The organism is Streptomyces chryseus (assembly GCF_014650755.1).
GTDB classification, from domain to species: domain Bacteria; phylum Actinomycetota; class Actinomycetes; order Streptomycetales; family Streptomycetaceae; genus Streptomyces; species Streptomyces chryseus.
The window spans coordinates 38,230-65,072 of the sequence record NZ_BMVO01000031.1 but is presented as its reverse complement, the minus strand read 5'-3'; the positions used below and the strand labels follow the sequence as shown (position 1 = coordinate 65,072).

Annotated in this window: 25 protein-coding genes; 18 read left to right on the top strand and 7 right to left on the bottom strand. The window is 70.5% G+C overall.

Translation table 11 applies throughout. The features are described 5' to 3' along the window. Positions 1 to 88 precede the first annotated feature (88 nt). From IE185_RS29595 to IE185_RS29560, 8 genes are all read left to right on the top strand, one after another. Positions 89 to 733: an HAD family hydrolase gene (locus IE185_RS29595; protein WP_138899711.1), complete on the top strand. Its 645-nt coding sequence runs from the start codon at positions 89 to 91 to the stop codon at positions 731 to 733. 45 nt (positions 734 to 778) lie between these two features. Further along, on the top strand, positions 779 to 1,993 hold the full coding sequence (locus IE185_RS29590) for an MFS transporter (protein ID WP_189716364.1): 1,215 nt from the start codon (positions 779 to 781) through the stop codon (positions 1,991 to 1,993). Continuing rightward, positions 1,962 to 3,137 (top strand): acetoin utilization protein AcuC, encoded by a 1,176-nt coding sequence (locus tag IE185_RS29585; protein WP_189716362.1) that lies wholly within the window; start codon positions 1,962 to 1,964, stop codon positions 3,135 to 3,137. Before IE185_RS29590 ends, IE185_RS29585 begins: the two co-directional genes overlap by 32 nt. Before the next feature lie 381 nt (positions 3,138 to 3,518). Further along, the gene (locus IE185_RS29580; RefSeq protein ID WP_189716360.1) at positions 3,519 to 4,334 is read left to right on the top strand and encodes a phosphatase; all 816 of its coding nucleotides are present in this window, start codon (positions 3,519 to 3,521) and stop codon (positions 4,332 to 4,334) included. A 127-nt stretch (positions 4,335 to 4,461) separates the two neighbouring features. Then, a complete protein-coding gene (locus IE185_RS29575) occupies positions 4,462 to 4,671 on the top strand; it encodes a helix-turn-helix domain-containing protein (protein ID WP_158687078.1) in 210 nt (69 codons plus the stop codon). Positions 4,672 to 4,781: 110 nt separating this feature from the next. Beyond that, positions 4,782 to 4,880 carry a 30S ribosomal protein bS22 gene (locus IE185_RS29570; protein ID WP_003948845.1) on the top strand — a complete coding sequence of 33 codons (99 nt, stop codon included), beginning with the start codon at positions 4,782 to 4,784 and terminating at the stop codon, positions 4,878 to 4,880. Between the two features lie 194 nt (positions 4,881 to 5,074). Continuing rightward, positions 5,075 to 6,112, top strand: coding sequence for an NAD-dependent epimerase/dehydratase family protein (locus IE185_RS29565; RefSeq protein ID WP_138899154.1), 1,038 nt, complete (start codon positions 5,075 to 5,077; stop codon positions 6,110 to 6,112). A 1-nt stretch (position 6,113) separates the two neighbouring features. Further along, complete coding sequence (locus tag IE185_RS29560; protein ID WP_189716358.1) at positions 6,114 to 7,193, top strand: lysophospholipid acyltransferase family protein; 1,080 nt, start codon at positions 6,114 to 6,116, stop codon at positions 7,191 to 7,193. A gap of 70 nt (positions 7,194 to 7,263) precedes the next feature. Here the strand turns inward: IE185_RS29560 and IE185_RS29555 are convergent, their stop codons facing one another. The 3 genes from IE185_RS29555 to IE185_RS29545 all read right to left on the bottom strand — a co-directional run bounded on the left by IE185_RS29555 (position 7,264) and on the right by IE185_RS29545 (position 10,777). Then, positions 7,264 to 8,475 (bottom strand): DUF5667 domain-containing protein, encoded by a 1,212-nt coding sequence (locus tag IE185_RS29555; protein ID WP_138898688.1) that lies wholly within the window; start codon positions 8,473 to 8,475, stop codon positions 7,264 to 7,266. Between the two features lie 268 nt (positions 8,476 to 8,743). Continuing rightward, a complete protein-coding gene (locus tag IE185_RS29550; protein WP_069927590.1) occupies positions 8,744 to 9,526 on the bottom strand; it encodes an ECF subfamily RNA polymerase sigma factor, BldN family in 783 nt (260 codons plus the stop codon). A 306-nt stretch (positions 9,527 to 9,832) separates the two neighbouring features. Beyond that, entirely contained in the window at positions 9,833 to 10,777 is a 945-nt protein-coding gene (locus tag IE185_RS29545) for an HAD family hydrolase (protein WP_138898687.1), read from the bottom strand. Between the two features lie 137 nt (positions 10,778 to 10,914). Here IE185_RS29545 and IE185_RS29540 point away from each other — a divergent pair, with 137 nt between their 5' ends. The 7 genes from IE185_RS29540 (at position 10,915) to IE185_RS29510 (ending at position 19,102) form a co-directional block, all read left to right on the top strand. After that, the gene (locus tag IE185_RS29540; RefSeq protein WP_138898686.1) at positions 10,915 to 11,196 is read left to right on the top strand and encodes a glutaredoxin family protein; all 282 of its coding nucleotides are present in this window, start codon (positions 10,915 to 10,917) and stop codon (positions 11,194 to 11,196) included. A 287-nt stretch (positions 11,197 to 11,483) separates the two neighbouring features. Continuing rightward, a complete protein-coding gene (locus IE185_RS29535; protein ID WP_138897765.1) occupies positions 11,484 to 12,287 on the top strand; it encodes a redox-sensing transcriptional repressor Rex in 804 nt (267 codons plus the stop codon). Then, on the top strand, positions 12,284 to 13,954 hold the full coding sequence (locus IE185_RS29530; protein ID WP_138897764.1) for a glutamyl-tRNA reductase: 1,671 nt from the start codon (positions 12,284 to 12,286) through the stop codon (positions 13,952 to 13,954). The genes IE185_RS29535 and IE185_RS29530 overlap by 4 nt, the downstream gene beginning before the upstream one ends. Next, positions 13,951 to 14,910, top strand: coding sequence for a hydroxymethylbilane synthase (hemC, locus tag IE185_RS29525; protein WP_138897763.1), 960 nt, complete (start codon positions 13,951 to 13,953; stop codon positions 14,908 to 14,910). The genes IE185_RS29530 and hemC overlap by 4 nt, the downstream gene beginning before the upstream one ends. After that, positions 14,907 to 16,574, top strand: a complete 1,668-nt coding sequence (locus IE185_RS29520) for a bifunctional uroporphyrinogen-III C-methyltransferase/uroporphyrinogen-III synthase (RefSeq protein WP_138897762.1) — start codon at positions 14,907 to 14,909, stop codon at positions 16,572 to 16,574. The genes hemC and IE185_RS29520 overlap by 4 nt, the downstream gene beginning before the upstream one ends. A 208-nt stretch (positions 16,575 to 16,782) precedes the next feature. Further along, entirely contained in the window at positions 16,783 to 17,784 is a 1,002-nt protein-coding gene (hemB, locus tag IE185_RS29515) for a porphobilinogen synthase (protein WP_189716357.1), read from the top strand. 703 nt (positions 17,785 to 18,487) lie between these two features. After that, entirely contained in the window at positions 18,488 to 19,102 is a 615-nt protein-coding gene (locus tag IE185_RS29510; RefSeq protein WP_189716355.1) for a LysE family translocator, read from the top strand. A gap of 843 nt (positions 19,103 to 19,945) precedes the next feature. On the opposite strand, the gene IE185_RS29505 is transcribed toward IE185_RS29510, so the two are convergent. Together IE185_RS29505 and IE185_RS29500 are read right to left on the bottom strand one after the other, a co-directional pair. Then, a complete protein-coding gene (locus IE185_RS29505) occupies positions 19,946 to 20,200 on the bottom strand; it encodes a DUF397 domain-containing protein (RefSeq protein ID WP_138899100.1) in 255 nt (84 codons plus the stop codon). Then, the gene (locus IE185_RS29500) at positions 20,197 to 21,021 is read right to left on the bottom strand and encodes a DUF5753 domain-containing protein (protein ID WP_138899099.1); all 825 of its coding nucleotides are present in this window, start codon (positions 21,019 to 21,021) and stop codon (positions 20,197 to 20,199) included. The genes IE185_RS29505 and IE185_RS29500 overlap by 4 nt, the downstream gene beginning before the upstream one ends. A gap of 112 nt (positions 21,022 to 21,133) precedes the next feature. Here IE185_RS29500 and IE185_RS29495 point away from each other — a divergent pair, with 112 nt between their 5' ends. Beyond that, positions 21,134 to 21,562: an ATP-binding protein gene (locus tag IE185_RS29495; RefSeq protein WP_189716353.1), complete on the top strand. Its 429-nt coding sequence runs from the start codon at positions 21,134 to 21,136 to the stop codon at positions 21,560 to 21,562. Here IE185_RS29495 and IE185_RS29490 read toward each other — a convergent pair. Then, complete coding sequence (locus IE185_RS29490; protein WP_189716351.1) at positions 21,552 to 22,418, bottom strand: NAD(P)-dependent oxidoreductase; 867 nt, start codon at positions 22,416 to 22,418, stop codon at positions 21,552 to 21,554. The genes IE185_RS29495 and IE185_RS29490 overlap by 11 nt on opposite strands. 192 nt (positions 22,419 to 22,610) lie before the next feature. Between IE185_RS29490 and IE185_RS29485 the strand changes: the two genes are divergently transcribed. Then, positions 22,611 to 22,883 carry a DUF1876 domain-containing protein gene (locus IE185_RS29485; protein ID WP_138898600.1) on the top strand — a complete coding sequence of 91 codons (273 nt, stop codon included), beginning with the start codon at positions 22,611 to 22,613 and terminating at the stop codon, positions 22,881 to 22,883. 86 nt (positions 22,884 to 22,969) lie between these two features. Here the strand turns inward: IE185_RS29485 and argS are convergent, their stop codons facing one another. Continuing rightward, entirely contained in the window at positions 22,970 to 24,739 is a 1,770-nt protein-coding gene (argS, locus tag IE185_RS29480; protein WP_138898599.1) for an arginine--tRNA ligase, read from the bottom strand. 255 nt (positions 24,740 to 24,994) lie between these two features. On the opposite strand from argS, the gene lysS reads away from it, so the two are divergent. Next, positions 24,995 to 26,764: a lysine--tRNA ligase gene (gene lysS / locus IE185_RS29475; protein WP_189716349.1), complete on the top strand. Its 1,770-nt coding sequence runs from the start codon at positions 24,995 to 24,997 to the stop codon at positions 26,762 to 26,764. Positions 26,765 to 26,843: the final 79 nt, after the last annotated feature.

The window sequence follows — 26,843 nt, the reverse complement described above, 5'->3', positions numbered from 1 at the left end:
AGAGTAGGACGCCGCCGAACAAATTTTATGCCCCGGCCCCTGGACTTATGTCCAGGGGCCGGGGCTTTTTTGCGTTTAAGGTCAAGTCATGCGCTACGACCTCATCATCTTCGACAACGACGGCGTGCTCGTGGACAGCGAGCCGATCTCGAACACCATCCTCGCCGGCTACCTGAGCGAGCTGGGGCACCCGACCACGTACGAGGACTCGCTGCGGGACTTCATGGGATCGGCCGTGCACCGGATCCACGACCTGGTGCTGGAGCGGTCCGGGCAGCGGCTGCCCGAGGACTTCGACAAGACGCTGCACGCCCGGATCTTCGCCGCCTTCGAGCAGGAGTTGAAGCCGGTCGCCGGAGCGGAGGACCTGCTGGGGCGGCTGGTGGCGGACGGCGTGTCGTACTGTCTCGCGTCCTCCGGCAGTCACGAACGGATTCGGGTCGGGCACCTGGCGACGGGGCTGGACGAGTGGTTCGAGGACAGCTGGATCTTCAGCTCGCAGGACGTCGGACGGGGCGAACCGGCACCGGATCTCTTCCTGCACGCCGCCGCACAGATGGGCGTACCGCCGGAGCGGTGTGTGGTGGTGGAGGACAGTCCGCTCGGGGTCGAGGCGGCCAGGGCGGCCGGGATGGATGTGTACGGCTTCACGGCGATGACCCCGGCCGACAGGCTTTCGGGAGCGAACGGGTGCTTCTCGGATCTGAGTGAGCTGCCGGAATTGCTCGCCTGACCGATCTCTACCTCTGGGTAGGTGACGGGCCTACGCTGTGCGGCCATGACAGACGCGCGCCTGCGGCACGGCAGGGCTTCCCTGGGGTTGAGCTTCTTCGCGCAGGGCGTGGCGTTCGCGCTGCTTGTGACGCGGCTGCCGGCTGTTCAGGAGCGGTACGGGATATCCGACGGGCTGCTGCCTCTCTTTCTGGCCGCCGTGCCGATGCTGGCCGGGGTGGGCAGTGTCGCCACCGAGGTGCTGGTGAAGCGGGTCAGGCCGAGCGTCGTACTGCGGTGGTCGCAGCCGGTCGTACTGCTGGCGTTGCTCTGGGTCGGGGGCGGGAGCGAGCTGTGGCAAGTGGCTGTCGCGCTGGGCGTGTTCGGGGTGGCGGTCGGGGCGTTGGACGCGTCCATGAACATGCTGGGCGTGAGCCTTCAGTGGGCGTACGGGCGCAGCATCATGCTCGGCTTTCATGCGGCGTACAGCCTCGGCGGGATCGTGGGGGCGTCGCTCGCGTGGGTGGGGGCGCGCTGGGACCTGGCGCTGTTCGTGTCGTACCTGCCGGTGGCCGCTGTGCTGCTGCCTGTGGTGTTCGTCGGGAGTCGGTGGTTCGTCGACGGTGTGGGTTCGGGTGCGAGTGCCGGGGGTGTCGAAGGCGGGGGGAAGGCGGGGGCCTCGGGTGGCTTTCGGTTGTTGTTGCCCTTGTGCCTGGTGATGACCTTCGCGTACATCGGGGACTCGACTGTCTCCAATTGGAGCGCCAAGTACCTGGAGGACGTGCTCGGTTCGTCGGAGCAGACGGCGACGCTTCCGTACAACGTCTACATGGTCACGACGCTCGTGGGGCGGACCGTGGGGGACTTCGGGGTGCGGCGGTTCGGGGCGGTCGCCGTGGTGCGGGCCGGGGCGCTGCTGGCCGCCGGCGGGTTCGCCGTGGTGGCGGGGGCGCCGGGTGTGGGCGTGGGGATGCTCGGGTTCACGATGTTGGGTTTCGGGCTGTGCGTGATCGTGCCGCAGACCTTCGCGGCGGCGGGGCGGATCTTCCCGGAGGCGGCGAGTGACGCGGCGGTGGCCCGGCTGAATGTGTTCAATTACGTGGGTTTTCTGGTGGGCGCGCCGTTGGTGGGGGCGCTCGGGGACGCGTGGAGCTATCGCGGGGCGATGCTCGTGCCGATGGTTCTGGTGCTGGTGACGCTGGTGTACGCCCGGTCGTTCGCCTCCGGGAGCGACCGATACGGTGGCGGGCATGAGCGGGCGCGCACTGTTGATGTGGGATGACGCGGTTACGGGTTACGACTTCGGGGCGAGCCACCCGATGGACCCGGTCAGGCTCGCCCTGACCATGGGGCTCGTACGGGCGTACGGGCTCGACCAGGCCGTGGACGTGGTCGCCGCGCCGGCCGCGGGGGACTCGACGCTGCGGCTCGTGCACCGCGAGGACTATGTGGCGGCGGTGCGGGCGGCTTCGGCGGATCCTCGGGGGGCGGACCAGTCGTACGGGCTCGGGACCCTCGACGACCCGGCCTTCGCGGGGATGCACGAGGCCTCCGCGCTGATCGCCGGGCAGTCGGTGGGGGCGGCGGAGGCGGTCTGGCGCGGGGACGCGGCGCACGCGGTGAACTTCGCGGGCGGGCTGCATCACGCGATGCCGGGGAGCGCGGCGGGGTTCTGCGTCTACAACGACGCGTCGTTGGCGATCGCGCGGCTGCTGGAGCTGGGGGCGGAGCGGGTCGCTTACGTGGATGTGGATGTGCACCACGGCGACGGGGTCCAGGCGGCGTTCTGGGACGACCCCCGGGTGCTGACGGTCTCGCTCCACGAGCATCCGCGGACGTTGTTCCCGGGTACCGGGTGGCCGGAGGAGACGGGCGGGAGCGGGGCGGCGGAGGGGTCGGCGGTGAATGTGGCGCTGCCGGCGGGGACGGGGGACGCGGGGTGGCTGCGGGCGTTTCACTCGGTCGTGCCGGAGCTGTTGGCGGACTTCCGGCCCCAGGTGCTCGTCACGCAGCACGGCGCGGACACGCACTTCGAGGATCCGCTGGCGCATCTGGCGGTTTCGCTGGACGCGCAGCGGGCGGTGCAGACGGCGTGCCATGAGCTCGCGCACGCGTATGCGGACGGTGGGGCGTGGGTGGCGCTGGGGGGCGGGGGTTATGCGGTGGTGGATGTCGTTCCGCGGTCGTGGACGCATCTGGTGGGGATCGCGGCGCATCGGCCGGTTGATCCGGAGTCGGTGATCCCGGCGTCCTGGCGCGACGAAGTGTACGCGCGTACGCGGCAGTTGGGGCCGGGACGGATGACGGACGGGGTGAAGCCGGTGTGGGGGAGCTGGGACGCGGGGTACGACCCCGCGGACCGGCTGGACCAGGCGGTGCTGGCGGCTCGGCGGGCGGTGTTTCCGTTGCGGGGGTTGCTGGCTTAGCGGGGGTGTCGAGCGGCGGGGCCGCCGGGTCGGCGGGGGCTGGGGCGCTGCTGGGGGGCTGGCGTCGGCCGGGGATGTGCGGGGGCGGGGGGTCGGTGACGCCCCGGGGCGTCTCCCCGGGTGCCGAACGATCCCGGTACTCGGCGCGCTTCTGGGCGGTTGCGTTCGACACCCTGGGGGGAGCGCGCCGGTGCGTCCCCTCCCGGCACCTTGGCGTGCGAGGCCGGGGGTGGGGCCGGCGCGGACGCCCGTTGGGGTGGGTGGTGTCGGGGGTTGTGCTCGGCGCGGGGCCCGGAGGGAGCGGGTGGGGGTTACGCCAAGTGTGGGGTCTGTTTGGGCTTTTGGGGGAAAGGGGGGTGGGGGTGGGGGAGCATCGGCAGGGTGCTGAGTACCGGCGCTTTGCGTGCGCATCTGTTGGCGTCCCGGCTGGCCGGGACCGTGGCCACCTCGCGGGAGGCGAGCCTGCGGAGCTACCGGCTGTTCGCCGCGCGTGATCCCCGGGTGCTGCTGGGGCTCGATCCCGAGTGGGCCTGGGGCGCCGCCGATGTCATGGCCCTGATGGCCGCGAAGTGCGGGGTCTCCGACGACCCCGGGTGTGTGAGCGGGGCCGATGTGATCGACCCCGAGCGGACGCTGGCCGGGCTGGAGGCGTTCGCGGGGCGGCTGGGGGAGGCTGCCGCGCAGCGGGTGCCGGTGTTGTTCGGGACCGGGCATCCGCACCGGCTGCTCGGTTTCTACGCCGATCTCGCAGACGCCCTGTCGGCGGCGGGATGTCTTGTCCTCACACCCGCGCAGGGGCGATGTGTCGACATAACGACCCGGTTCGGCGTACGCACGTACAACCTCGACTACGTACGAGGCGTCGCGCTGGTGCGCGAACCCGGCGCACGCGGCTCCGTGAGTGATACCGGCGCACACAGCCATTCTCCCCTCCCGGTTAGGGTCGCCCTCGCTGCCGCCGAGGAGGGTGGAGGGCCCTTGCCGGGCCTTGTCGTGGGGGACCATGGATGGGTCTGCGGTGCAGGTCAGCTGGGGTTCGAGGCCATTGGGCTGGCGGATGTGGATGATCCCGCGCTGTTCGTCGGTGAGGCCGAGGGGCGGGTGTCCGTCGCCGTTCCGCTTGACGATGCGGTGCGGTCCGATTACTACCGACCGCTTACTCGCTATGTACTCAATCGAGCGTGTCTGTCACGGTAGGCGTCGGATGGCTGCTCCTCTTCCCCACTCGCATCACCCGCCCCTAGTCTGGGAGTGAGCGCACAACGACGAAGAGTCACCGGAGGGGAAGCCGGTGCGCGTCGGGTGCGGAAGGTACAGGTGGGTCATGGCTGCTGGCGAGAGGCCTCTCAACGAGGTCAAGTTTCTGACCGTGGCGGAAGTCGCCTCGGTGATGCGAGTGTCGAAGATGACCGTGTACCGCTTGGTGCACAGCGGTCATCTGCCGGCGATCCGGGTGGGCAGGTCCTTCCGGGTTCCGGAGCAAGCAGTTCACGAGTACCTCCGCGAGTCCTTTGTGGGGGTGGAATCGGCCTGACGGTGGCCTCGGATTACGTCCCTCTCTCGGTGGCGGGTAGGCTAGGCCCTCGTAGGTCGTGTGGGCCCAGACGCCCCGCACCGAGTGAAGAGAAGTGAGCGAGGGTAGTCGTGGGCTCTGTTATCAAGAAGCGGCGCAAGCGGATGGCCAAGAAGAAGCACCGCAAGCTGCTCAAGCGCACCCGCGTTCAGCGTCGCAACAAGAAGTAAGCGGCAGCTGTACGTGAATCCGCAGCCCTCCCACCGTCATGGTGGGAGGGCTGTGGTGCGTGCTGGGCCGTTCGGCTCGTGCGCCCCGTGTAGCCCATGTGTGTCTGCAGTCACTTCGGCCGCCGTGCGGTCATCACAGCGCAACGTGCAACCGCTACGGTGGCGCCAGGGGAGACCGAGGGAAGGCGCTGATCTTGGGCAAGGTCGTGCTCGTCACAGGTGTGGCCCGGCAGCTGGGCGGCCGTTTCGTACGTCGCATCCAGCGTGACCCCGACGTGGACCGGGTGGTCGGCGTCGACCAGGTCCCGCCCGAGCATCATCTGGGTGCCGCCGACTTCGTACAGGCCGACATCCGCCAGCCGGCCATCGCGCGCGTGCTCGCCGAGCACGGCGTCGACACCGTCGTGCACATGGACGTCACCGGTACGCCGCTGGGCACCGGCGGTCGCACGTCGGTGAAGGAGACCAACGTCATCGGCACGATGCAGTTGCTCGGGGCGTGCCAGAAGTCTCCGACCGTGCAGCGGCTCGTCGTGAAGTCCACCACGAGTGTGTACGGGTCGGCGCCGCGCGATCCCGCCGTCTTCACGGAGACCACGCCGCCGAAGTCGCTGCCGAGCGGAGGCTTCGCCAAGGACGCGGTCGAGGTCGAGGGGTACGTACGGGGCTTCGCCCGACGGCGGCCCGACGTGGCCGTGTGCGTGCTCCGGTTCGCCAACATCCTGGGGCCCTGCGCGGACTCCCCGCTGGCCGACTACTTCTCGCTGCCGGTGCTGCCGACGGTCTTCGGCTACGACCCCCGGCTGCAGTTCGTCCATGAGGACGACGTGATCGACGTGCTGCGCGTCGCCGCGCACGACGCGCGGCGCGGCACGATGAACAGCGGCACCTTCAATGTCGCCGGCGACGGTGTCGTGACGCTCTCTCAGTGCTCGCGGCGGCTCGGGCGGCCGACCGTGCCGGTGCTGCTGCCCGCCGTCACCTGGGTCGGGACCGCGCTGCGGACGGTGGGGGTGACCGACTTCTCGCCCGAGCAGATCCGGCTGCTGACGCACGGACGGGTCGTCAGGACCACCCAGATGCGCGAGACACTGGGCTTTGAGCCCAAGTACACGACGGTGGAAACCTTCTCGGACTTCGCGCGCAGCCGGGGCGCGGGGCTGCTGCCGCCCGAGGCTGTCGCCCGTACCGTCGACCGGCTCTCCACTCTCGTCAGCAAGGAGTGCACCTGACATGGCCGATGCCAAGGTCATCCCTTTCGGTGATGATCCGCGGACCAGGCGGGCCCGGCCCAAGCCCAGGGACGGCGGTGCCGGCGCCGCCGGCAAGGAGGCCAAGGGCAAGCGGCTGCCGGGGCGCAAGAGCGGCCCGCTCGCGCCCGTACCGGAGCAGCACCCGGCGCCGGACGACGCGGTCGTCGCGGAGGCCGCCCTGGGGGCGTCCGAGGAGCCGCAGGCGGGTCCGGGCGGCGGGGGCGGCTGGGACCGGCGGATCGCGGGCGGGCTCGCGTTCCTGCGGCGGCGGCTGACCGGTGACTACGAGGTCGACGAGTTCGGGTACGACGAGGAGCTCACCGACAAGGTCCTGATGTCGATGATCAGGCCCTTGTACGAGAAGTACTTCCGGGTGGAGGTCAAGGGCATCGAGAACATCCCGTCGGAGGGCGGGGCGCTCATTGTCGCCAACCACTCGGGGACGCTGCCGCTCGACGGGCTGATGCTGCAGGCGGCGGTGCACGACACCCACCCGGCCGGGCGGCATCTGCGGCTGCTGGCGGCGGACCTGGTGTTCATGCTGCCGGTCGTGAACGAGCTGGCCCGCAAGGCAGGGCACACGCTGGCCTGTGCGGAGGACGCGGAGGAGCTGCTGCGGCGCGGCGAGGTCGTCGGGGTGATGCCGGAGGGCTTCAAGGGGATCGGGAAGCCGTTCAGCGAGCGGTACAAGCTGCAGCGGTTCGGGCGGGGCGGCTTCGTCTCCACCGCTCTGCGGGCGGGGGCGCCGATCGTCCCCTGCTCGATCGTGGGCGCCGAGGAGATCTACCCGATGATCGGGAACGCGCGGACGGTGGCGCGGGTGCTGGGGCTTCCGTACTTCCCGCTGACGCCTACGTTTCCGTGGCTCGGGCCGTTGGGGGCGGTGCCGTTGCCGACGAAGTGGACGATCCAGTTCGGGGCACCGATTCCCACGGACGGGTATCCGGCGGAGGCGGCGGAGGACCCGATGCTCATGTTCAACCTGACGGACCAGGTGCGGGAGCAGATCCAGCACACGCTGTACAAGCTGCTGGTGCAGCGGCGGTCCGTCTTCTTCTAGGCCGTACGGCTGAACGGCGTGGGCCCGGTCTCCGGCGGAGAGCGGGCCCACGGTCGGTCTGCGTGCGGTGTTACGGCGCGTTCTCCTCCTCGATGCCCAGGCCCGGCAGGATGCCGGGGAGCAGCGGGGGGACCGTGACGTCCGGGACCGGTGGGGCCTTGGGGGTCTTGTCCTTGGCGTCCGGTGACGACGGGGTCGCCGTGTCGGCCGACGGCGGGTCGAGGAGGTCGCCCGGCGCGCCGCCGATGAGCCCCTCGTCCTTGGCGGTGCTGCGGGGTGCGGACGGGTTCGGCCGGGTGTCGTCGCCCGTACGGCCGCCCGAGGACGTGGTGGTGGAAGGGGCGGGCCGGTCCGTTCCGGGTGTGCCCGTACGGTCCTGGGTCGAGCCGCCGGGGCGTTCGGCGTTCTCCGGGGACTTCGGGGGGCGCGGAAGCAGCGACTGGAGCGGGGCCACCTCTTCGTCTATGGCGTCGAAGACCGAGCTCACCTGGTCGCCCACGTCGGCCAGCTGCACCGGCAGCCGCTCGCGCAGACTGCTCCATGCCTCGCGGTGCGACCTGGCGAACGACGACAGGGCCTGCATGGAGCCGATGGAGCCGTCGCGCGCGTACGCCCTGCTGAGAAGGCGGTGGCCTTCGCCGGCGTCGTGCGTCATACCGCTCAGCGTGCGCCTGACCTCGCCCAGTTGTTCGTGGTCGAGATCGCCGGCCCGGCCGCGCTCCATGAGGCGGCGAGCCTCCATGAGGCGGGTCGAAGCCTGGTCGAGATAGATCTCGCCACGGTCGGCGTCGTCGCCGGCCATGCCGAGCTTGACGTCTTCCATGCCTCGCTTCAGCCCGTACAGCGAATCACCCGGCAGGGCGTCGGAGCTCGCAGCGGCCACTCCGCTGAAGGCTCCTGCGGCCACACCGACGGTGAGCCCGCCCGCTGCGATGCCCTTCGACCAGCGGGAGCGCGGGCGCAGCTTCCGGAGCGGGGAGGCCCGGTGGGTGCCCCGTCCGGTCCGCTGCTCGGGCACCGTAGGGCCCGTCGGCGCGCCGCCTTCGGCGACCATCGCTTCCATGGCGGCGATGAGCTGGGCCCGCTGGACGACTTTGACCTCGGGGTCCAACTCCGGTGACGGCAGCTCGCCGAGACCGTTCGCCAGGGCCAAGAGCCGTGTGGTCTCCGGCCCTTCGGCCGTTTCTTCGGGCTGATCTGCCGCCGTGCCCTGGGGCGTCTGTGCCTCCAGCGCTTGGGCGAAGGCGTTCGCCCGCCGGTGCGCCGATACGTTCGCGATCACTGGCGGCACCTCCTCTCGTCATGACGATCGACTCCCCTGGGGGTCCGGAAGGTTGCACGCCATGAGCACATCCACACGATCGAGTGAGTGGCTGCGGACATGGCGTGACCGCAGGGAGCCTGCATCCCGCACAACGAGCGTCTCGGCACTTGGGTTACGCGCGAAGGATGATCGGACCACAACGTCATGGAGGGCGTCATGGAGGGTCGCTCTCGCGTCACTGACGGTGACACTTTTCGGTCGATCGGCGGGCGTGCGCGGGCGCGTTTCAGCGGGCGTCGTCCGGCAGCAGTCGGGCCAGGGTGCGGACGGCCCGGTACTGGAGGGTCTTGATCGCGCCCTCGTTCTTGCCCATCACGCGAGCCGTCTCGGCGACCGACAGGCCCTGCAGGAAGCGCAGGGTCACGCACTCCTGCTGCTGCGGGTTGAGCTTGCGGACCGCTTCCAGGAGGGCCGCGTTCGAGAGGGATTCGAGGACGGAGTCCTCCGGGCTGCGCTCGACCTCGTTGGCGTCGAGCATTTCGCCGGTGGTCACTTCGAGGCGGAATCGGCTCGATTTGAAGTGGTCGGCGACCAGGTTGCGGGCGATGGTGACCAGCCAGGCGCCGAAATCGCGGCCCTGCCAGGTGAAGGTGGAGATGCGGCGCAGGGCGCGCAGGAACGTCTCGCTCGTCAGGTCCTCCGCTGTCGCCTTCCCGCCGACGCGGTAGTAGATGTAGCGGTAGACCGTGTCGCTGTACTGGTCGTAGAGGCGGCCGAACGCATCGGCCTCGCCGGCCTGAGCGCGTTCGACGAGGTCCATCATGCGTGCGCTGTCGCTGTCGGCGCTGGGCCGACGGGCGGTGGACGTGCCGGTGCCCGAGCCGGCGCCGCGGCTGCGTCTGCCGACCGCCGCACCGCCGTCGGCCAGGGCATAGCAGGGGCCGACAAGTGCAGGGGTGGCAAGGGCGGGGACGGCGTACGCGGTGGGGACGAAGCCGCGCAAGCGGTCCACGACCGTTGCGCGCAGCGTAGCCAGGCCCGAGGCGTCAACCCCGACGTGTGGGTACACGGGACTCCCAGAGGCAGAGCTTCCAACACGTTCAGTGCTAGACCGGTCACTCGTCGTGCTGACGGGTGGAGTCCGGTATGCGTCTGAGGAGAATAACGCTTCGTACAGGCAGTGCTACACCCAGTTGCTAAAATCATCGATTCCGTCGCTTCTGTTGCGTCTCGACGGCGGTTCAAGTAGCAGTTCGTGATCAGTTGTTGATCGGATCACTTCGTAATCTGCGTGATTGCTGGATGCGTTGTGCCCGAGTGGACGTGGCGGGACTGGCGGGAGTCCGCGACGGGTAGGGACCCGGGATTGCCCGTGCTAGCGGCGGCGGCGGTGCAGGGCCAGGGCCGCGGCGGTGCCGCCGGCCAGGGCGCCGACGCCGACGGCCGCCGGGATGCCGACCTTGGCGGCCTTGCGGCCGGTGCGGTAGTCGCGCAGCCGCCACTCGCGTTCCCGGGCGTACCTGCGCAGCTTCGCGTCGGGATTGATCGCGTACGGGTGTCCGACGAGCGAGAGCATCGGGATGTCGTTGTGCGAATCGCTGTACGCCGCGCAGCGCGCCAGCTCCAGACCCTCGGCGGCGGCCAGGGCGCGCACCGCCTCCGCCTTCGCGGGGCCGTGCAGGGGCTCGCCGACGAGCTTGCCCGTATATACGCCGTCGACCGACTCGGCCACCGTGCCCAGCGCGCCGGTCAGGCCGAGGCGGCGGGCGATGATCGTGGCGGTCTCGACGGGGGCGGCCGTGACCAGCCAGACCTTCTGGCCCGCGTCGAGGTGGGCCTGGGCGAGGGCGCGGGTGCCGGGCCAGATGCGCTCGGCCATGTACTCGTCGTAGATCTCCTCGCCGATGGACATCAGCTCGGAGACGCGGTGGCCCTTCACGATGGACAGCGCGCTCTCGCGGGCGTCCTGCATGTGCTCGGGGTCCTCGACGCCGGCGAGGCGGAACCACGCCTGCTGCCAGGCGAAGCGGGCCAGCTCCTGGCGCTGGAAGAACTTGCGCTTGTAGAGGCCGCGGCCGAAGTGGAAGATCGCGGCGCCCTGCATGACGGTGTTGTCCAGGTCGAAGAAGGCGGCGGCCCGGTCGTCACCGACGACGGGGAAGACCGGTTCGGGCCTCGCGGGCCCGCCGGAGTACGCCGCTTCGAACTCTTCCTGCTCCAGCGACGTCTTGCGTGCTGCCTCGGCTGCTGCCTCTCCCGCCAGCACGCTGCGGGCTGTCGCCGAGCGCCTGCGGGGGGTGAGCCATCCCAGTGCGGCCATGCCGTGAGCATAGCCAGTCTGTTCGGTACTTCCGGACCTGCCGGGATGCGGCGGCGTGAACTCTCCGGGGCGCTGGTGTGACGGGGCGAACGGGCCGAGGCGGTCCCGGGGCGCCGGACGGGGGCGAGAATGGCGTCATGAGTCCCCTGTTGCGACGTACGCACACGAAGAGGAAGCCGGGCGAGCGGATGGTCACGTTGCTCGGCAAGCCGGGCTGCCATCTGTGCGACGACGCGCGGGGCGTGGTGAGCGAGGTGTGCGGGGAGCTCGGTGTGCCCTGGGAGGAGAAGGACATCACCAGGGACGAGGAGCTCAACCGGGCGTACTGGGAGCAGATCCCGGTCGTCCTCGTCGACGGCGAGCAGCACACCTTCTGGCGGGTGGACCCCGGGCGGCTGCGCAAGGCGCTGGGGGGCTGACCGGCGGGGCGGTCGGGCCGCCGGAAGGCGGGGCGGCGGGGGGTTCGGGTGGTTCGGGGGCGTAGGCGTGAGGAGTGTGGACGGTTTTGCCCCCTTCGGACTTTCAACGAGCTCGACCGGTGCGGGGTTCCGTAAGCGGCCGGGCGGCGTGCGTGACCCCGGTCACTTTGGGCGGACAAAACGGACACCATCTTTGTGCACGCGTTCACAAAGGCATAGCCTGCATGCGACGGGGCGGTCTTGGTACATACGGCCGCCTGCAGCCCCGCTCATCCCGCAGGAGCACCGTGGCAACTGGCCGAACTCACCGACCGGCGACCCGTAGCCGAGGCATTCCCGAGGCCACCGTCGCCCGACTTCCGCTGTATCTGCGCGCCCTGACCGCGCTCTCCGAGCGCTCGGTCCCCACGGTGTCCTCCGAGGAGCTCGCCGCCGCGGCCGGGGTCAACTCCGCGAAGCTGCGCAAGGACTTCTCGTACCTCGGGTCCTACGGGACGCGTGGGGTCGGGTACGACGTCGAGTACCTCGTCTACCAGATCTCCCGCGAGCTGGGCCTCACGCAGGACTGGCCTGTTGTCATCGTCGGCATCGGTAACCTCGGCGCGGCCCTCGCCAACTACGGCGGGTTCGCCTCCCGCGGCTTCCGGGTCGCCGCGCTCATAGACGCCGACCCCGCCATGAAGGGCAAGCCGGTCGCCGGGATGCCCGTTCAGCACACCGACGATCTCGAGAAGATCATCAGTGAGAACGGCGTCCACATCGGCGTGATCGCCACCCCGGCGGGCGCAGCCCAGCAGGTCAGCGAGCGGCTCATCGCCGCCGGTGTGACCTCGATCCTGAACTTCGCGCCGACCGTCCTGTCGGTGCCGGACGGGGTCGACGTACGCAAGGTCGACCTCTCCATCGAGCTGCAGATCCTCGCCTTCCACGAGCAGCGCAAGGCCGGCGAGGAAGCCGCCGCCGTGGCCGGCGCGGCGGGCGACGCCGTGACGCCGCCGTCGCTGCGCGCCGACACGGCGGCCGCGGCCGCCGCTGCCGCCGCGAGCCGGAAGGGACCCGACGGGGACGTCCCCGCGGTGATGCCGGCATGAGTCTTCTGGTAGTCGGGCTGAGTCACCGCAGCGCTCCGGTCAGTGTGCTGGAGCGGGCGTCGCTGACCGCCGAGGCGCAGGCCAAGCTGCTCCAGGACACGCTCGCCTCGGAGCCGGCGGTCGAGGCCGCCGTGCTCGCGACGTGCAACCGCATCGAGCTGTACGCCGACGTGGACAAGTTCCACGCCGGTGTCGCCGAGCTGTCCACGCTGCTCGCGCAGCACAGCGGCGTCGGTCTCGAGGAACTCACTCCCTACCTGTACGTCCACTACGAGGACCGGGCCGTCCACCACCTGCTGTCGGTGGCGTGCGGGCTCGATTCGATGGTCGTCGGCGAGGGGCAGATCCTCGGCCAGATCAAGGACGCGCTCGCGCTGGGGCAGGAACTGCACACCGCGGGCCGGCTCCTGAACGACCTCTTCCAGCAGGCGCTGCGGGTCGGCAAGCGCGCGCACTCCGAGACCGGCATCGACCGGGCCGGTCAGTCGCTCGTCACCTTCGGCCTCGAACAGCTCGCGCTGGGCAGTGGGATGTCGGTCGGCGAGTGGGCCGCGGGCAAGCGGGCGCTGGTGATCGGCGCGGGCTCGATGTCCTCGCTGGCCGCGGCGACGCTCGTACGGACCGGAGTGGCCGAGGTCGTCGTCGCGAACCGCACGCAGGCGCGGGCGGAGCGGCTGGCGGAGATCCTGGGCGAGACCGGCGGTGTCGCGCGAGCCGTGCCGATGGCCGATGTGGCGCGGGAACTGACACGAGTCGACGTGGTGGTGTCCTGCACGGGCGCCACAGGCCTCGTGCTCACGGCGGAGAACGTCGCACGTGCCCTCGGGGTGACGGCCGACCACGCCACGGCCGCGGCCTCCGCGGTGAGCCGTGGCGCGGACGGCGCGGGTACGGACGCGGCCGCGGGCTGCCCCGTGATCGCCGATCCCGCCGGTGCGGGCGAGGCTGGTGCTGGTGCTGGTGCTGGTGCTGGTGCTGGTGCTGGTGCTGGTGCTGGTGCTGGTGCCGGTGCCGGCGGGGCTGTCGTGCCCGCCGCGCGGCAGGGCGCCGACGCCGGTTCCATGGAGCAGCACGGCGCCTGGGCCGACAACGGCACCGCCGTGGCTCAGCCGCGTACCCGCGAGCGGGCCGGTGTGCCGAACGGCGCGCCGGTACGGCTCGCGCTGCTCGACCTCGCCATGCCGCGGGACATCGACGCGGGCGTGCACCGGCTCGACGGCGTACGGCTCGTGGACATCGAGTCGCTGGCCGAGGCCTCCGCCGACGCGCCCATGGCCGCCGATGTGGACCAGGTGCGGACCATAGTGTCCGACGAGGTCGCGGCCTTCGGCGCCGCCCAGCGCGCCGCGCAGATCACGCCCACCGTCGTCGCCCTGCGCAGCATGGCCGCCGACGTGGTGACGAACGAGGTCGCCCGGCTGGAGGGGCGGCTTCCCGGACTGGACGACAAGCAGCGCGCGGAGATCACGCAGACCGTGCGCCGCGTCGTCGACAAGCTCCTGCACGCGCCCACCGTGCGGGTCAAGCAGCTCGCCAGCGAGCCCGGCGGCGCCGGGTACGCGGACGCGCTGCGCGAACTCTTCGACCTCGACCCGCAGACGGTCGCCGCCGTCAGCAGGGCCGACCTGAACGACACCCCTGACGGTGGGAATAGAGGCCGGGCATGACTACTGATGCCTTGAAGCTGGGGACCAGGCGCAGCAAGCTCGCCATGGCCCAGTCGGGACACGTCGCCGAGGCGGTGCGCCGGATCACCGGGCGCCCCGTCGAGCTGGTGGAGATCACCACGTACGGAGACGTCTCGCGGGAGCAGCTCGCGCAGATCGGCGGTACGGGCGTCTTCGTGACCGCCCTGCGCGACGCGCTGCTGAGGGGCGAGGTGGACTTCGCGGTCCACTCCCTCAAAGACCTGCCGACCGCCCAGCCGGACGATCTGACGCTGGCCGCCGTGCCGGAGCGTGAGGACCCGCGCGACGTGCTCGTCGCGCGCGACGGACTCACGCTGGCGCGGCTGCCCGCCGGATCGCGGGTGGGCACCGGCTCGCCGCGCCGCATGGCGCAGCTCAACGCGTACGCGCGGACGCACGGCCTCGACATCGAGACCGTGCCGATCCGCGGGAACATCGACACTCGTGTCGGATATGTACGGAGCGGGGAACTGGATGCGGTGGTCCTGGCCGCCGCCGGCCTCAACCGCATCGGCAGGACCGACGAGGTGACCGAATTCCTCCCGGTCGACGTCGTCCTGCCCGCCCCCGGCCAGGGGGCCCTGGCAATCGAGTGCGCCGCCACGCGCGTTGAACTCGCTGCCGCGCTCGCCGAGCTCGACGACCCGCACACGCGGGCCGCCGTGACCGCCGAGCGATCCCTGCTCGCCGCCCTGGAGGCCGGTTGCAGCGCACCTGTGGGTGCGTTGGCCGACCTGCTGGCCGACGGACAGGTTGTCAACGAAATGCGCCTGCGCGGTGTCGTCGGTACCCCCGACGGCGCCGAGCTGGTGCAGCTGTCCACTACCGGTCCCGTACCCACGTCGCACAACGACGCGATCACTCTCGGACGCGAACTCGCCGACGAGATGCTCGCGAAGGGTGCGGCCGGTCTTATGGGGGAGCGAGCACAATGAGCCCCACCACCACCTCTACGTCAGTACCTTCGGCGTTCCCCGTAGCCGGGCACGTCACCTTCCTCGGCGCCGGACCCGGTGACCCCGGTCTGCTGACGCTGCGCGCCGTCGAGGCGCTCGCGAGCGCGGACGTGCTGATCGCCGAGCCGCATGTGCTCGATGTCGTACGTACTCATGCCCGGCCGGGCGTGAACACACCGCAGCTGACGGTGGTTGACGATGCGTCAACAGCCGCCGGTATCCCCGCGATCAGGGATGCGGTCAATCTTGTCATGGAGGCCGCACGGGGCGGCAGGCGGGTCGTCCGTGCGATCTCCGGCGACCCCGGCCTCGACGGCAACGCCGGCGACGAGATGCTCGCCTGCGCCGCCGAGGGCATCCCCTTCGAGGTCGTGCCCGGTGTCGCGTCGGCGGTCGGCGTGCCGGCGTACGCCGGTGTGCCGCTGCGCGACGGGCGGGGGGCGGACGTGCGTTTCGTCGACGCCCGGAGCGCCGACGACAGATGCTGGTCCGAGATCGGGCAGAGCGACGCCACGGCCGTCGTCTCGACGACGCTGGACGCGGTCGCCTCGGCCGCCGGTGAGCTCGTCTCGGCCGGGCGCAAGCCCGACACGCCGATGAGCGTCACCATCGCCGGTACGACCACGCGGCAGCGGACGTGGAACGCGACGCTCGGCACGGTCGCCCAGGTCCTGAAGCAGGCGAAGGTGCTGCCCTCGCCCGACGGCCACCAGCCCGTCATAGCCGTGGTCGGCGAGCGCAGCGCCGCTGCTCAGCGAGAGCAGTTGTCGTGGTTCGAGTCGAAGCCGCTGTTCGGGTGGCGGGTACTGGTTCCGCGTACGAAGGAGCAGGCGGCGTCGCTCTCCGACCAGCTTCGGTCCTACGGAGCCGTGCCGCACGAGGTGCCGACGATCGCCGTCGAGCCGCCGCGTACGCCGCAGCAGATGGAGCGGGCGGTCAAGGGGCTCGTCACCGGGCGGTACGAGTGGATCGCTTTCACGAGCGTGAACGCCGTCAAGGCCGTCCGGGAGAAGTTCGAGGAGTACGGGCTCGACGCTCGTGCCTTCGCGGGGATCAAGGTCGCCGCGGTGGGTGAGCAGACGGCCGCCTCGTTGGTCGAGTTCGGCGTGAAGCCGGATCTCGTGCCGAGCGGGGAGCAGTCGGCGGCGGGACTGCTGGAGGACTGGCCGCCGTACGACCCGGTCTTCGACCCGATCGACCGCGTCTTCCTGCCGCGGGCCGACATCGCGACGGAGACGCTGGTCGCCGGGCTGATCGAGCTCGGGTGGGAGGTCGACGACGTCACGGCGTACCGGACCGTGCGGGCGTCGCCGCCGCCGGCGGACACGCGCGAGGCGATCAAGGGCGGCGGGTTCGACGCCGTTCTGTTCACGTCGAGCAGTACGGTGCGGAATCTGGTCGGGATCGCGGGTAAGCCGCACAACGTGACCGTGATCGCGTGCATCGGTCCCGCGACGGCGAAGACGGCGGAGGAGCACGGCCTGCGGGTGGACGTCCTTTCGCCGGAGCCGTCGGTGCACAAGCTGGCCGAGGCGCTCGCGGCGTTCGGTACGCAGCGCCGCGAGGCGGCCATCGAGGCCGGCGAGCACGTGACGCGGCCGAGCGAGCGGCGGCCGGGGTCGCGGCGTCGGCGGACGACGTAGGGGCGTACGGGTAGAGGGGTGTGCTGCGCGGGGCGCGGTGCGCGTAGATAGCCGTGCGGTGAGGGCCGGGACCTGGGGCGATGCCCAGGGTTCCGGCCCTCCGCGTTAGGTGGGGTGCCGGGTGGGGCGTCGGCTGGGTTCATGGGTGGCGATGGTGCCGACGGGGTGACGGTAAAAGCTGTCGTCGGGGCGGCGTAGCGTGTTTGGCATGACTGTGTATGGATCCTTTCCCGGGGCCCGGCCCCGTCGGCTGCGTACCACCCCCGCCATGCGCCGCATGGTCGCCGAGAACCGGCTGCATCCGGCCGATCTGATCCTTCCGGCGTTCGTACGGGAGGGCATCGGCGAGCCGGTGGCCATCTCGGCCATGCCGGGCGTCCAGCAGCACACGCTGGAGACGCTGCGCAAGGCGGCCGTCGAGGCGGTGGAGGCGGGCGTCGCGGGGATCATGCTGTTCGGCGTACCGGCCGATGAGAAGAAGGACGCGGCGGGCACGGCGGGGACCGACCCGGACGGGATCCTCCAGGTCGCGCTGCGGGAGGTACGGGCCGAGGTCGGCGACGACCTCGTGATCATGTCCGACCTGTGCCTGGACGAGTACACCGACCACGGGCACTGCGGCGTGCTGGACGCCGACGGGCGGGTCGACAACGACGCGACGCTGGAGCGGTACGCCGAGATGGCGCAGGTCCAGGCGGACGCGGGGGCGCACGTGGTCGGCCCCAGCGGAATGATGGACGGCCAGGTCGGCGTCGTCCGCGACGCGCTGGACACGATCGGCAAGGAGGACGTGTCGATCCTCGCGTACACGGCGAAGTACTCGTCGGCCTTCTACGGGCCGTTCCGCGAGGCGGTCGGCTCGTCGCTGCGGGGCGACCGCAAGACGTACCAGCAGGACCCGGCCAACCTGCGGGAGTCGATGCGGGAGCTGGCGCTGGATCTGGACGAGGGCGCCGACATGGTGATGGTGAAGCCGGCCGGGCCTTACCTGGACGTGCTGGCGAAGGTCGCGGAGGCGGTGGACGTGCCGGTGGCGGCGTACCAGATCAGTGGTGAGTACGCGATGATCGAGGCGGCGGCGGAGCGTGGCTGGATCGACCGGGAGAAGGCGATCATGGAGTCGCTGCTCGGCATCAAGCGCGCCGGGGCGAACATGATCCTGACGTACTGGGCGACGGAAGTCGCTCGGGGGATCGGGCGGGAGGGGTAGGCCGGGGGGCCGACCGCTTGTTGCTTCTGGGGGGGGGTGTGACTGGGGGCGTACCACTGGTTGTTCGGCGGGGTGGTTCTCGGCCGTACCACTGGTTGTTCGGCGGGGTGGTTCTCGGGCCGTCCCTGGCGCTTCAGGGTCGGTGGGCCGGGGTGGTGCGTCAAGGGCGCTCCTGCGTCGCGTCGCCTGCGGCGATTGCGCTTCGCTTCACCCTTGACCCACCACCCCGGCCCACCGCTGACGCTCAACAGGGGACGGCCCAAGAAAAACGCCCAGCACGCCATGTCGTATGCGGTGCGGGCCGGCTCAGTGGCTGTCGGGTGTGTGGGTGGGGCGCGGTAGCTTCCGGGGGTGGTGCGGCCCCAGTCTCGGCGGGTGCGGCGACGGTTGTTGGTGCGACACCGCCATTCCGGGCCACGTGCTTGGGGCCGTGGGTGGGCGGGTTGGAGCAAAACCCGCAGATGACGAGGGACGGTCGCCCCAGCCGTCACAGCAGGCCCAGTGGTTGTGCCGGGGTGCGTCGACTGTGGATGAAGAGTCACGGGCCGACCGACCCCTCGTACCTGGCCGGCGTTCCGCCGCAGGGTGGGGTCGGTTGCCGACGAGGCTGCCCGGGCTGCCGTTCGTCGTGGGGGCCGTGAACTCGGGTACGCGAGGGCCGTAGGGCTTTCTCAGCGTTGCGTACCGATGGGGAGAATCGCGGATGTCGGTCAACTTAGTGGGGTTCGTAGGGGTCGTACTGCTCGCGTACGTCGTTCCGGGGCCGGACTTCCTCGTCATCGTCAGGGCTGCGGCCCGGCGGCGGGCGCTGGGGTGGGCGGCCGCGTTGGGGGCGCAGGCGGGGTTGTGCGTGCACATGGCGGCGGCGGCGTTCGGGCTGTCCGTCGTGGCGGCCCAATCGGCCGTGGTGTTCACCGCGATCAAGCTGGCTGGAGCCGGGTACCTCGTGTTCCTCGGCGTACGGGCCTTCCTGGCCGCCGGGAGGGGACCGGAGGCGGCGGGCGCACCGGACGACCGACACGGTACGAAGCGCGGCAGTTTCGCGGAGGGATTCCTGACCAACGTGCTCAATCCCAAGGCCGCTCTGTTCTTCCTGAGCGTCCTGCCGCAGTTCATCGACGGTGGTGGCTCCGTGACGAGTCAGATCCTGCTGCTCGGCGTGCTCGATGTGCTGATCGGCGTTCTGTACTGGCCGTGGGTGGTCGTAGTGGCCGCCAAGCTCCGGGGGTTGCTGGCCCGGCCGGTGTTCCGCCGACGCTGGGAGCGGACCACGGGCGTGCTGTTCGTCGGTACGGGAGCGGCGGTGGCGGCCGGCTGACCCCTACTGGAGAAGGACGTGCGCACCACGGCGTTCGAGCAGCCGAACGACCGCGAACGCGTTCCACTCCCGGCTGAAGTAGCCCCCGGGCCCGACGAGAGCCTCTGCCATCGCGCAGGGTGGCCGTCAGGTTGAGCCCCCACGCGGACCTGCCCAGACTTCGACGCACACGTCACCGAGCAGTCCGGTGCTCCCCCCCGGTGGCTGACAGGGCGTCGAGCAACGGACCTGTCGGAGCGCACCCCCGCAGCGTCAGAACCTCGCGCGGCGGAGGCACCTTGTCCGCGAACACGCTACGGCGTCCAGCAGCGAGGGGCCGTGCCGTGCGCGTGGTTCAAAACCCACACTTCGTGAGGAGCAATGCGACTCCCGCCCCGCTCGTCACACCCTTTGCGCTTCACCTCGCCATGTGCGGGTTTCGAACCACATAGGCCGGCTGAGCCGTCGCATGCCCCGGTGGGAACACCCCGCTGCCGGTGTGCGTTGCGGCGCGGTGGTGGTGTCGCACCAACGGCCGTCGCCGCAGTCGCTGAGACTGGGGCCGAGCCGCCCCCGGAAGCTGCCGCGCCCCACCCACCGAGCCCGTCGGTCGGCGACGGCGAGCGGCCACTTTCCGAGCCTTCCCCGTGGGCTTCCTTCCGGGGGCCGCCCCCCTGAAGCAATGCGGCGGAGGTTCGGCGGTCAAGGGTCAAAGCGAAGCGCAATCGCCGAAGGCGACGCGACGCAGGAGCGCCCTTGAGGGCCGGGCCTCCGACGCCACACTCCGGAAAAGGCGGCCCCCACACCAGAAGCGACCAAGGCCCCAGGGGCCGCCCGGCTCTGGCACGGGCCGCAGCAGCCGGGTCAGCGCAGACGTGCGCCGTCGGCTGCGTACGTCGCGAAGTGCGACCAGGCGGACGGAGCGAGCGTGAGGGTGGGGCCGTCGGGGATCTTGGAGTCCCGGACGTGGACTGCGGTGGGGCAGGTGGCGATTTCGACGCAGGCGCCGCCCTGTTCGCTGCTGTGGCTGGACCTTCTCCATGCGTAGGCGACTTCCAGGCACTCACCGCCGTCGCTGCCGCTGTACGTCGACTTGAACCAGTGCAGTCCGATGCTCATTGCTCTCCCAGCAGATGGTCCAGTAGGCCCTGGGAGTCTTCCGGGGTGAGGGCCTGTGCTCGCAGCATGGCATACCTTCGCGCCAGGATGGAGACGTCATCGGGATCGGACACCCATTGGCTGCCGCGCTGCGTTTCGGCGTAGGCGAGGTGCTGGTGATCGGGGGTCTCCATCAAGACGAACGGACCGTCGAGTGCCGCGTGGGTGACCCGGTCCAGCGGCAGGAACTGGAGGGTGAGACCCGGCCGTTCGGACGCCACGCGCAGGTGGTGGAGTTGCTCCTTGTAGACCTCCCGACCTCCTAGGGGGAAGCGGAGCACCGGCTCCCAGACGACGTAACTGACGGTTGGTGGGGCCTTGCGGCGCAGGATTGCCTGGCGCTCGATCCGCGCGGCGGTGAAGGTCTCGATCTCGTCCTCGTCGTAGACAGGGACGCGGCTACGGAAGACGGCCCGCGCGTACGCCTCAGTCTGGAGCAGGCCGGGCAAGACCTGGTTTCCGTATAGAGACAGCGCGATTGCTTCGCGCTCCTGGTCCATGAACTCCTCGGCCCACAGCGGAAACAGGTCGATCTCCGGCAGGTTCTCGACTCCCGCCGTCAGCGCTCCCTTCGCGTCCAGCAGTGCATCGAGCACCTCGGCCAGGTCTGCCTTCAGCGGGCGCCTGCCCTGTTCGATCGAGGCGATCGTCTCCTCGTCGGCTGCCACGCGTTCGCCGAGCGAGCGCTGGGTGTGGCCGGCCGCCCTGCGGAGCGCCGCCAGCTGGGCTCCCAGCATCTTCATCGCCGACGCGTTCTTTTTCGGGCGCTTCCTCGGGCTCATGCCGTCCCACTCCCCCCGCCTGTCCGCGTCCGACCCCGCGCGCACCCGTACAAGAAATCTGTACGGGTTCGCCCAGTGCTCCACGCTAGTCACTCTCCGCGACCCTCGTCTCGTGAACGAGACGACTCAACTACCTCTGGTCCGCGAGAGGTTCTATCGGCGGGACCGGCGCTCCGTGCCTGCGGCCAGGGAGTTCGCGCGCTGGGCGCTGCGGGACTGGAGCATCGGTGAGCGCGCGGACGACGTATTGCTGTGTGTGAGCGAGCTGGCGACCAATGCGCTGGTGCACGGCGTGCCCGCCGGTCGCGGCTTCCTGTTCGCTCTGCGATACGGGGAGGAGGTTTTGCGTATCGAGGTCCACGACAGCGGCAGCGGACTGCCCCATGTTCGGGAGCCGGACGGGGAGTCGGGGCGGGGGCTGTTGCTCGTGGCGGCGCTGGCCGACAAGTGGGGGGTCGGGGAGCGGGAGCCGGGGAAGATCGTGTGGTGCGAGTTCGCCGTCGTGGAGGGCGGTGGACCTTCCTGCGGCGTTACTTCTTGAGCAGCTCCACGAGGCGGGACAAGCCGTCCGCCGCGTGGCCCTCCGCCACCGACCGGTCGAGCAGCTTCTGGAACGGTACGAACAGCTCGGGGCTGACGCCCTGGTCGTCGTGCGTGTCGATGAAGTTCGCGAACGCCGCCTGGTTGATGCCGAGGCTCGACACGTCGGTGAGGTGCTGCCCGGAATCGACGGCCTCGGCCATCCCCGGGACCACCCCGTTCAGCATCGCCGAGAGCCAGGCGTGCAGCGGCTCGGCGAAGTCGGTGGCCGGGATGTTCTCCGTGCGGATCAGGGCGTACGCCTGGGCCACACCCATGATCATGCCGTACATGCCGGTCAGCAGCGCCAGGTCGTACAGGGCCGCGCGGCCCGGGTCGGTGCCGACCCACCGCGTGCGGGCGAGGGCGGCGAGGGTGGGGCGGTGGGTCTCGTACGCCTGCTCGTCGCCGCTGTAGAGGATGTACGCGGCCGGGGTCGCGATCATCTGCGGGACCGCCATGATCCCGCCGTCGACGTACGCCGAGCCCTGCTTCTCGGCCCAGCCGGCGAGGGCGCGGGCCTGGGCGGGGGTGCCGTTGGTGAGGTTCACCAGCGTCCTGCCGGTGAGGTCGACGGTGGCCAGGGCGTCGGTGACATTGTCGTTTGTCGTGAAGCACACGATCACCAGGGGGCTCGCCGCCACGGCGTCGGTGACCGTCTCCGCAGGGGTCGCTCCCTGGGCCACCAGCGGGCCGGTCTTCGCGGCAGAGCGGTTCCAGACGGTGACCGGGTGGCCTGCCTTCAGGAGGGCGGCCGCCAGGGCGCTGCCCATCATGCCGAGGCCGAGGACGGACACGGGAGGGAGGGGCTGGGGCATCGAAGGCTCCTGGAGTGGGGTGGGTGGGTGGGGGAGTTCCTTGCGGTTCCTCGATCTTTGTCGGGCACTGGGTCGGCGACAAGTACCGACTAATTAGTCAGGTACTCACCGTTCGGTAAGTGGGGAGTGGTGATCAGCGGCCCGGCGGCGCACCCTGGAAGGAGGACAGGGGCACAGCTGGAGGTGAGCAGCATGCACACACTCGTCGGATGGCACGTCGAGATGGAGTTCCAGGAGGAGGACGGGAGGACCAGGGCGGCTGCCATGGTGCGGCTCGGCGACGGCGTGGAGCTGCGCGCCCACGGGTACGCCAAACGGCACCCGACCGATGCCGAGCAGCTGCGGGTCGGTGAGGAGATCGCGGGCGCGCGTGCGCTCATGGACCTCGCGTCGCAGCTCCTGGGCAAGGCGCACGGCGAGATCGACGAGGCCGCCGGGCGGCCTTCGTATCCGCTGTCGTCGTGACGGACGGGAACGGCCGTGGGGTCAGAAACGGCGCTGCCCCCCACCGGACTCCGGTGGGGGGCAGCGCCGTAACGCGGCGGGGGTGATCAGAGGCGCTCAGGCGTCCGGATGCCGAGCAGCGCCATGCCCTGGTGGAGCGTGCGGGCGGTCAGGTCGCAGAGGAAGAGGCGGTTCTCGGCGACGTCGGGCGCGGGCTCGGGCTTGATGACCGGGCACTGGTCGTAGAACGTCGTGTAGAGCGACGCGAGCTGGTACAGGTACGCCGTCAGCTTGTGCGGCTCGTACGCCGCGGCGACCTCGGCCAGCGTCTCCGCGAACTGGTCCAGGTGCAGGCCCAGCGCGCGCTCCGCCGGGGCCAGTTCGAGCTCCGGGTGGGCGGCCAGCTTGCGGTCGCCCGCGTTGCGGAGGATGGACTGGATACGGGCGTACGCGTACTGGAGGTAGACGGACGTGTCGCCGTTCAGCGACACCATCTGGTCCAGGTCGAACTTGTAGTCGCGGGACGCCGAGGTGGACAGGTCGGCGTACTTCACCGCGCCGATGCCGACGTACCGGCCGTTCTCGACGATCTCCTGCTCCGTCAGGCCCACCTTGTCGGCCTTCGACCGTACGACGGCCGTGGCGCGGTCGACCGCCTCGTCCAGCAGGTCCACCAGCCGGACCGTCTCGCCCTCACGGGTCTTGAACGGTTTGCCGTCCTTGCCGAGGACCGTGCCGAACGCGAGCTGGACCGCCTTCACGTCCTCGTTCAGCCAGCCGGCCCGGCGGGCGGTCTCGAAGACCATCTTGAAGTGCAGGGACTGACGGGCGTCCACGACGTACACGAGCGTGCTCGCGCCCAGGTTCTTGACGCGGTCGCGGATCGCGGAGAGGTCGGTGGCGGCGTAGCCGTAGCCGCCGTTCGACTTCTTCACGATCAGGGGGGACGGCTTGCCGTCCGGGCCCTTCACGTCGTCGAAGAAGACGCAGAGCGCGCCGTCGGAACGGACGGCCACGCCCGTGTCCTCCAGGATCTGGCACGTCTCTTCGAGCATGGCGTTGTAGCCGGACTCGCCGACGACGTCCTCGTCGTGGATCTCCATGTCGAGCTTGTCGAAGACCGAGTAGAAGTAGAGCTTCGACTCGTCGACGAACCGCTGCCACAGCGCGAGGGTCTCCGGGTCACCGGCCTGGAGGGCGACGACCCGGTCCCGCGAGCGCGCCTTGAAGTCCTCGTCGGAGTCGAAGAGCACGCGCGACGCCTTGTAGAGGCGGTTGAGGGACGACATCGCCGCCTCGCCCTCCTCGGGGCCGCCGTGCTGGTGGTCCAGCTCGTGCGGGTGCTCGGTGAGGTACTGGATGAGCATGCCGAACTGGGTGCCCCAGTCGCCGATGTGGTGGCGGCGTACGACCTTCTCGCCCGTGAATTCGAGGATCTCGACCATCGCGGCGCCGATCACGGCGGACCGGAGGTGGCCGACGTGCATCTCCTTGGCCACGTTCGGTTGCGCGTAGTCGATGACCGTGGTGCCCGGCTGCTCGGCCACCGGTACGCCGAGACGGGCGTCGGCGGCGCGGGCGGCGAGGGTGTCGATGATCGCCCGGTCGGTGACCGTGATGTTCAGGAAGCCGGGGCCCGAGACCTCGATCTCCTTGATCACGTCACCGGCGGGAAGCCCGGCGACGACGGTCGTGGCCAGCTCGCGCGGGTTGGCCTTGGCCTTCTTCGCGAGGGCCAGGATGCCGTTCGCCTGGAAGTCGGCCCGGTCGCTTCGTCGCAGCAGCGGGTCGGCGGCGCCGGCCTCCGGCAGGGCAGCCGAGAGGGCGTCCGCGACGCGCTGGTTGACGGTCGAAGCGAGGGAATGGACCGAGGCCATGAGCTGCCGTTCCTGTCGAGAGGAAAGTTGAAGGTGCAGCCGAGTATTTCATGGGGGGTGTACGGCCGTCGTCTCGTATAAAGGCAGCAGCGCCCGGGGCGCCGGGCCCAGCGACACCACCGGTCACCGGGCGGCCGGCACCAGGGGGTACGGGCAGCCTTGCCCGGGACACCGGGCGGCAGCCCCCGGACGCCGGTGGTTCGTCTGGGAGAATGGCCGGCGTCAGCCATCGAGAGCTATTGAGGGAAAGAGGACGTGCCGATCGTGGCTCAGAGCAGCACAGAGACCGACTGGGTCTCCCGGTTCGCGGACGAGGTCATCGCCGAGTCGGAGCGACGTGCCCCTGGGGCGAAACACGATGGTGCTGCCTCCCCGGTGGTCGTCGTCGCGTCCGGCCTCTCGCCGTCCGGCCCGATCCACCTGGGCAACCTGCGCGAGGTCATGACCCCGCACCTGGTCGCGGACGAGATCCGGCGGCGCGGGTACGAGGTGCGCCACCTCATCTCCTGGGACGACTACGACCGCTACCGCAAGGTGCCGGCCGGTGTCCCGGGGGTCGACGAGTCGTGGGCCGAGCACATCGGCAAGCCGCTGACGTCGGTGCCCGCGCCGGCCGGGTCGGCGTACCCGAACTGGGCCGAGCACTTCAAGGCCGCCATGACGCAGGCGCTCGACGAGCTGGGTGTCGAGTACGACGGCATCAGCCAGACCGAGCAGTACACGGCCGGGGCCTACCGCGAGCAGATCCTGCACGCGATGAAGCACCGGGCCGACATCGACGCCGTCCTCGACCGGTACCGGACGAAGAAGGAACCCAAGCAGCAGGTCAAGAAGCAGCAGGGGCAGAAGCCGGTCGACGAGGCCGAGCTGGAAGCGGCCGAGGGTTCCGGGGCGGCGTCCGAGGACGACGGCAGCGGCGGCGGCGCGGGGTACTTCCCGTACAAGCCGTACTGCACCGCCTGCGGCAAGGACCTGACCACGGTGACGGCGTACGACGACGAGAGCACCGCTCTGTCGTACACCTGCGTCTGCGGGCACTCCGAGACCGTGCTGCTGAGCGAGTTCAACGGCGGCAAGCTGGTCTGGAAGGTCGACTGGCCGATGCGCTGGGCGTACGAGGGCGTGATCTTCGAGCCGAGCGGTGTCGACCACTCGTCGCCCGGGTCGTCGTTCGTGGTCGGCGGGCAGATCGTGCGCGAGGTGTTCGGCGGGGTGCAGCCGATCGGGCCGATGTACGCCTTCGTCGGCATCAGCGGCATGGCGAAGATGTCCAGCAGCAAGGGTGGTGTGCCCACGCCCGGCGACGCGCTGAAGATCATGGAGGCGCCGCTGCTGAGGTGGCTGTACGCGCGCCGGCGGCCCAACCAGTCCTTCAAGATCGCCTTCGACCAGGAGATCCAGCGGCTCTACGACGAGTGGGACTCGCTGGAGAAGAAGGTCGCCGACGGCACGGTGCTGCCGGCCGACGCGGCGGCCCACTCGCGGGCGATCCGGACGGCCGCCGGTGAGCTGCCGCGTACGCCGCGCCCGCTGTCGTACCGGACGCTCGCCTCGGTGGCGGACATCACGGCCGGGCACGAGGACCAGGCGCTGCGGATCCTGAGCGAGCTGGACCCGCAGCATCCGGTGACGTCGCTGGACGAGGTGCGGCCGCGCTTCGACCGCGCCGAGAACTGGATCACCACGCAGGTGCCGGCCGAGCAGCGCACGGTCGTGCGCGCCGAGCCGGACACGGAGATCCTGGGCTCGCTGGACGACGCCGGGCGGGAGTCGCTGCGGCTGCTGCTCGACGGGCTGGACTCGCACTGGTCGCTGGACGGGCTCACGACGCTCGTCTACGGCGTGCCGAAGGTGATGGCGGGGCTGGAGCCGGACGCGAAGCCGACGCCGGAGTTGAAGGTCGCGCAGCGGTCGTTCTTCGCGCTGCTCTACAAGCTGCTGGTCGGGCGGGACACGGGGCCGCGTCTGCCCACGCTGCTGCTCGCGGTGGGCGCGGAGCGGGTGAGGAAGCTGCTGGGGGCGTAGTTCCCGCCCCTGGGCGCGTGTGCGCCGTACGCACAGGGCCGCCACTCCCGGTTCGGTTTCCGGGGGTGGCGGCCCTGTC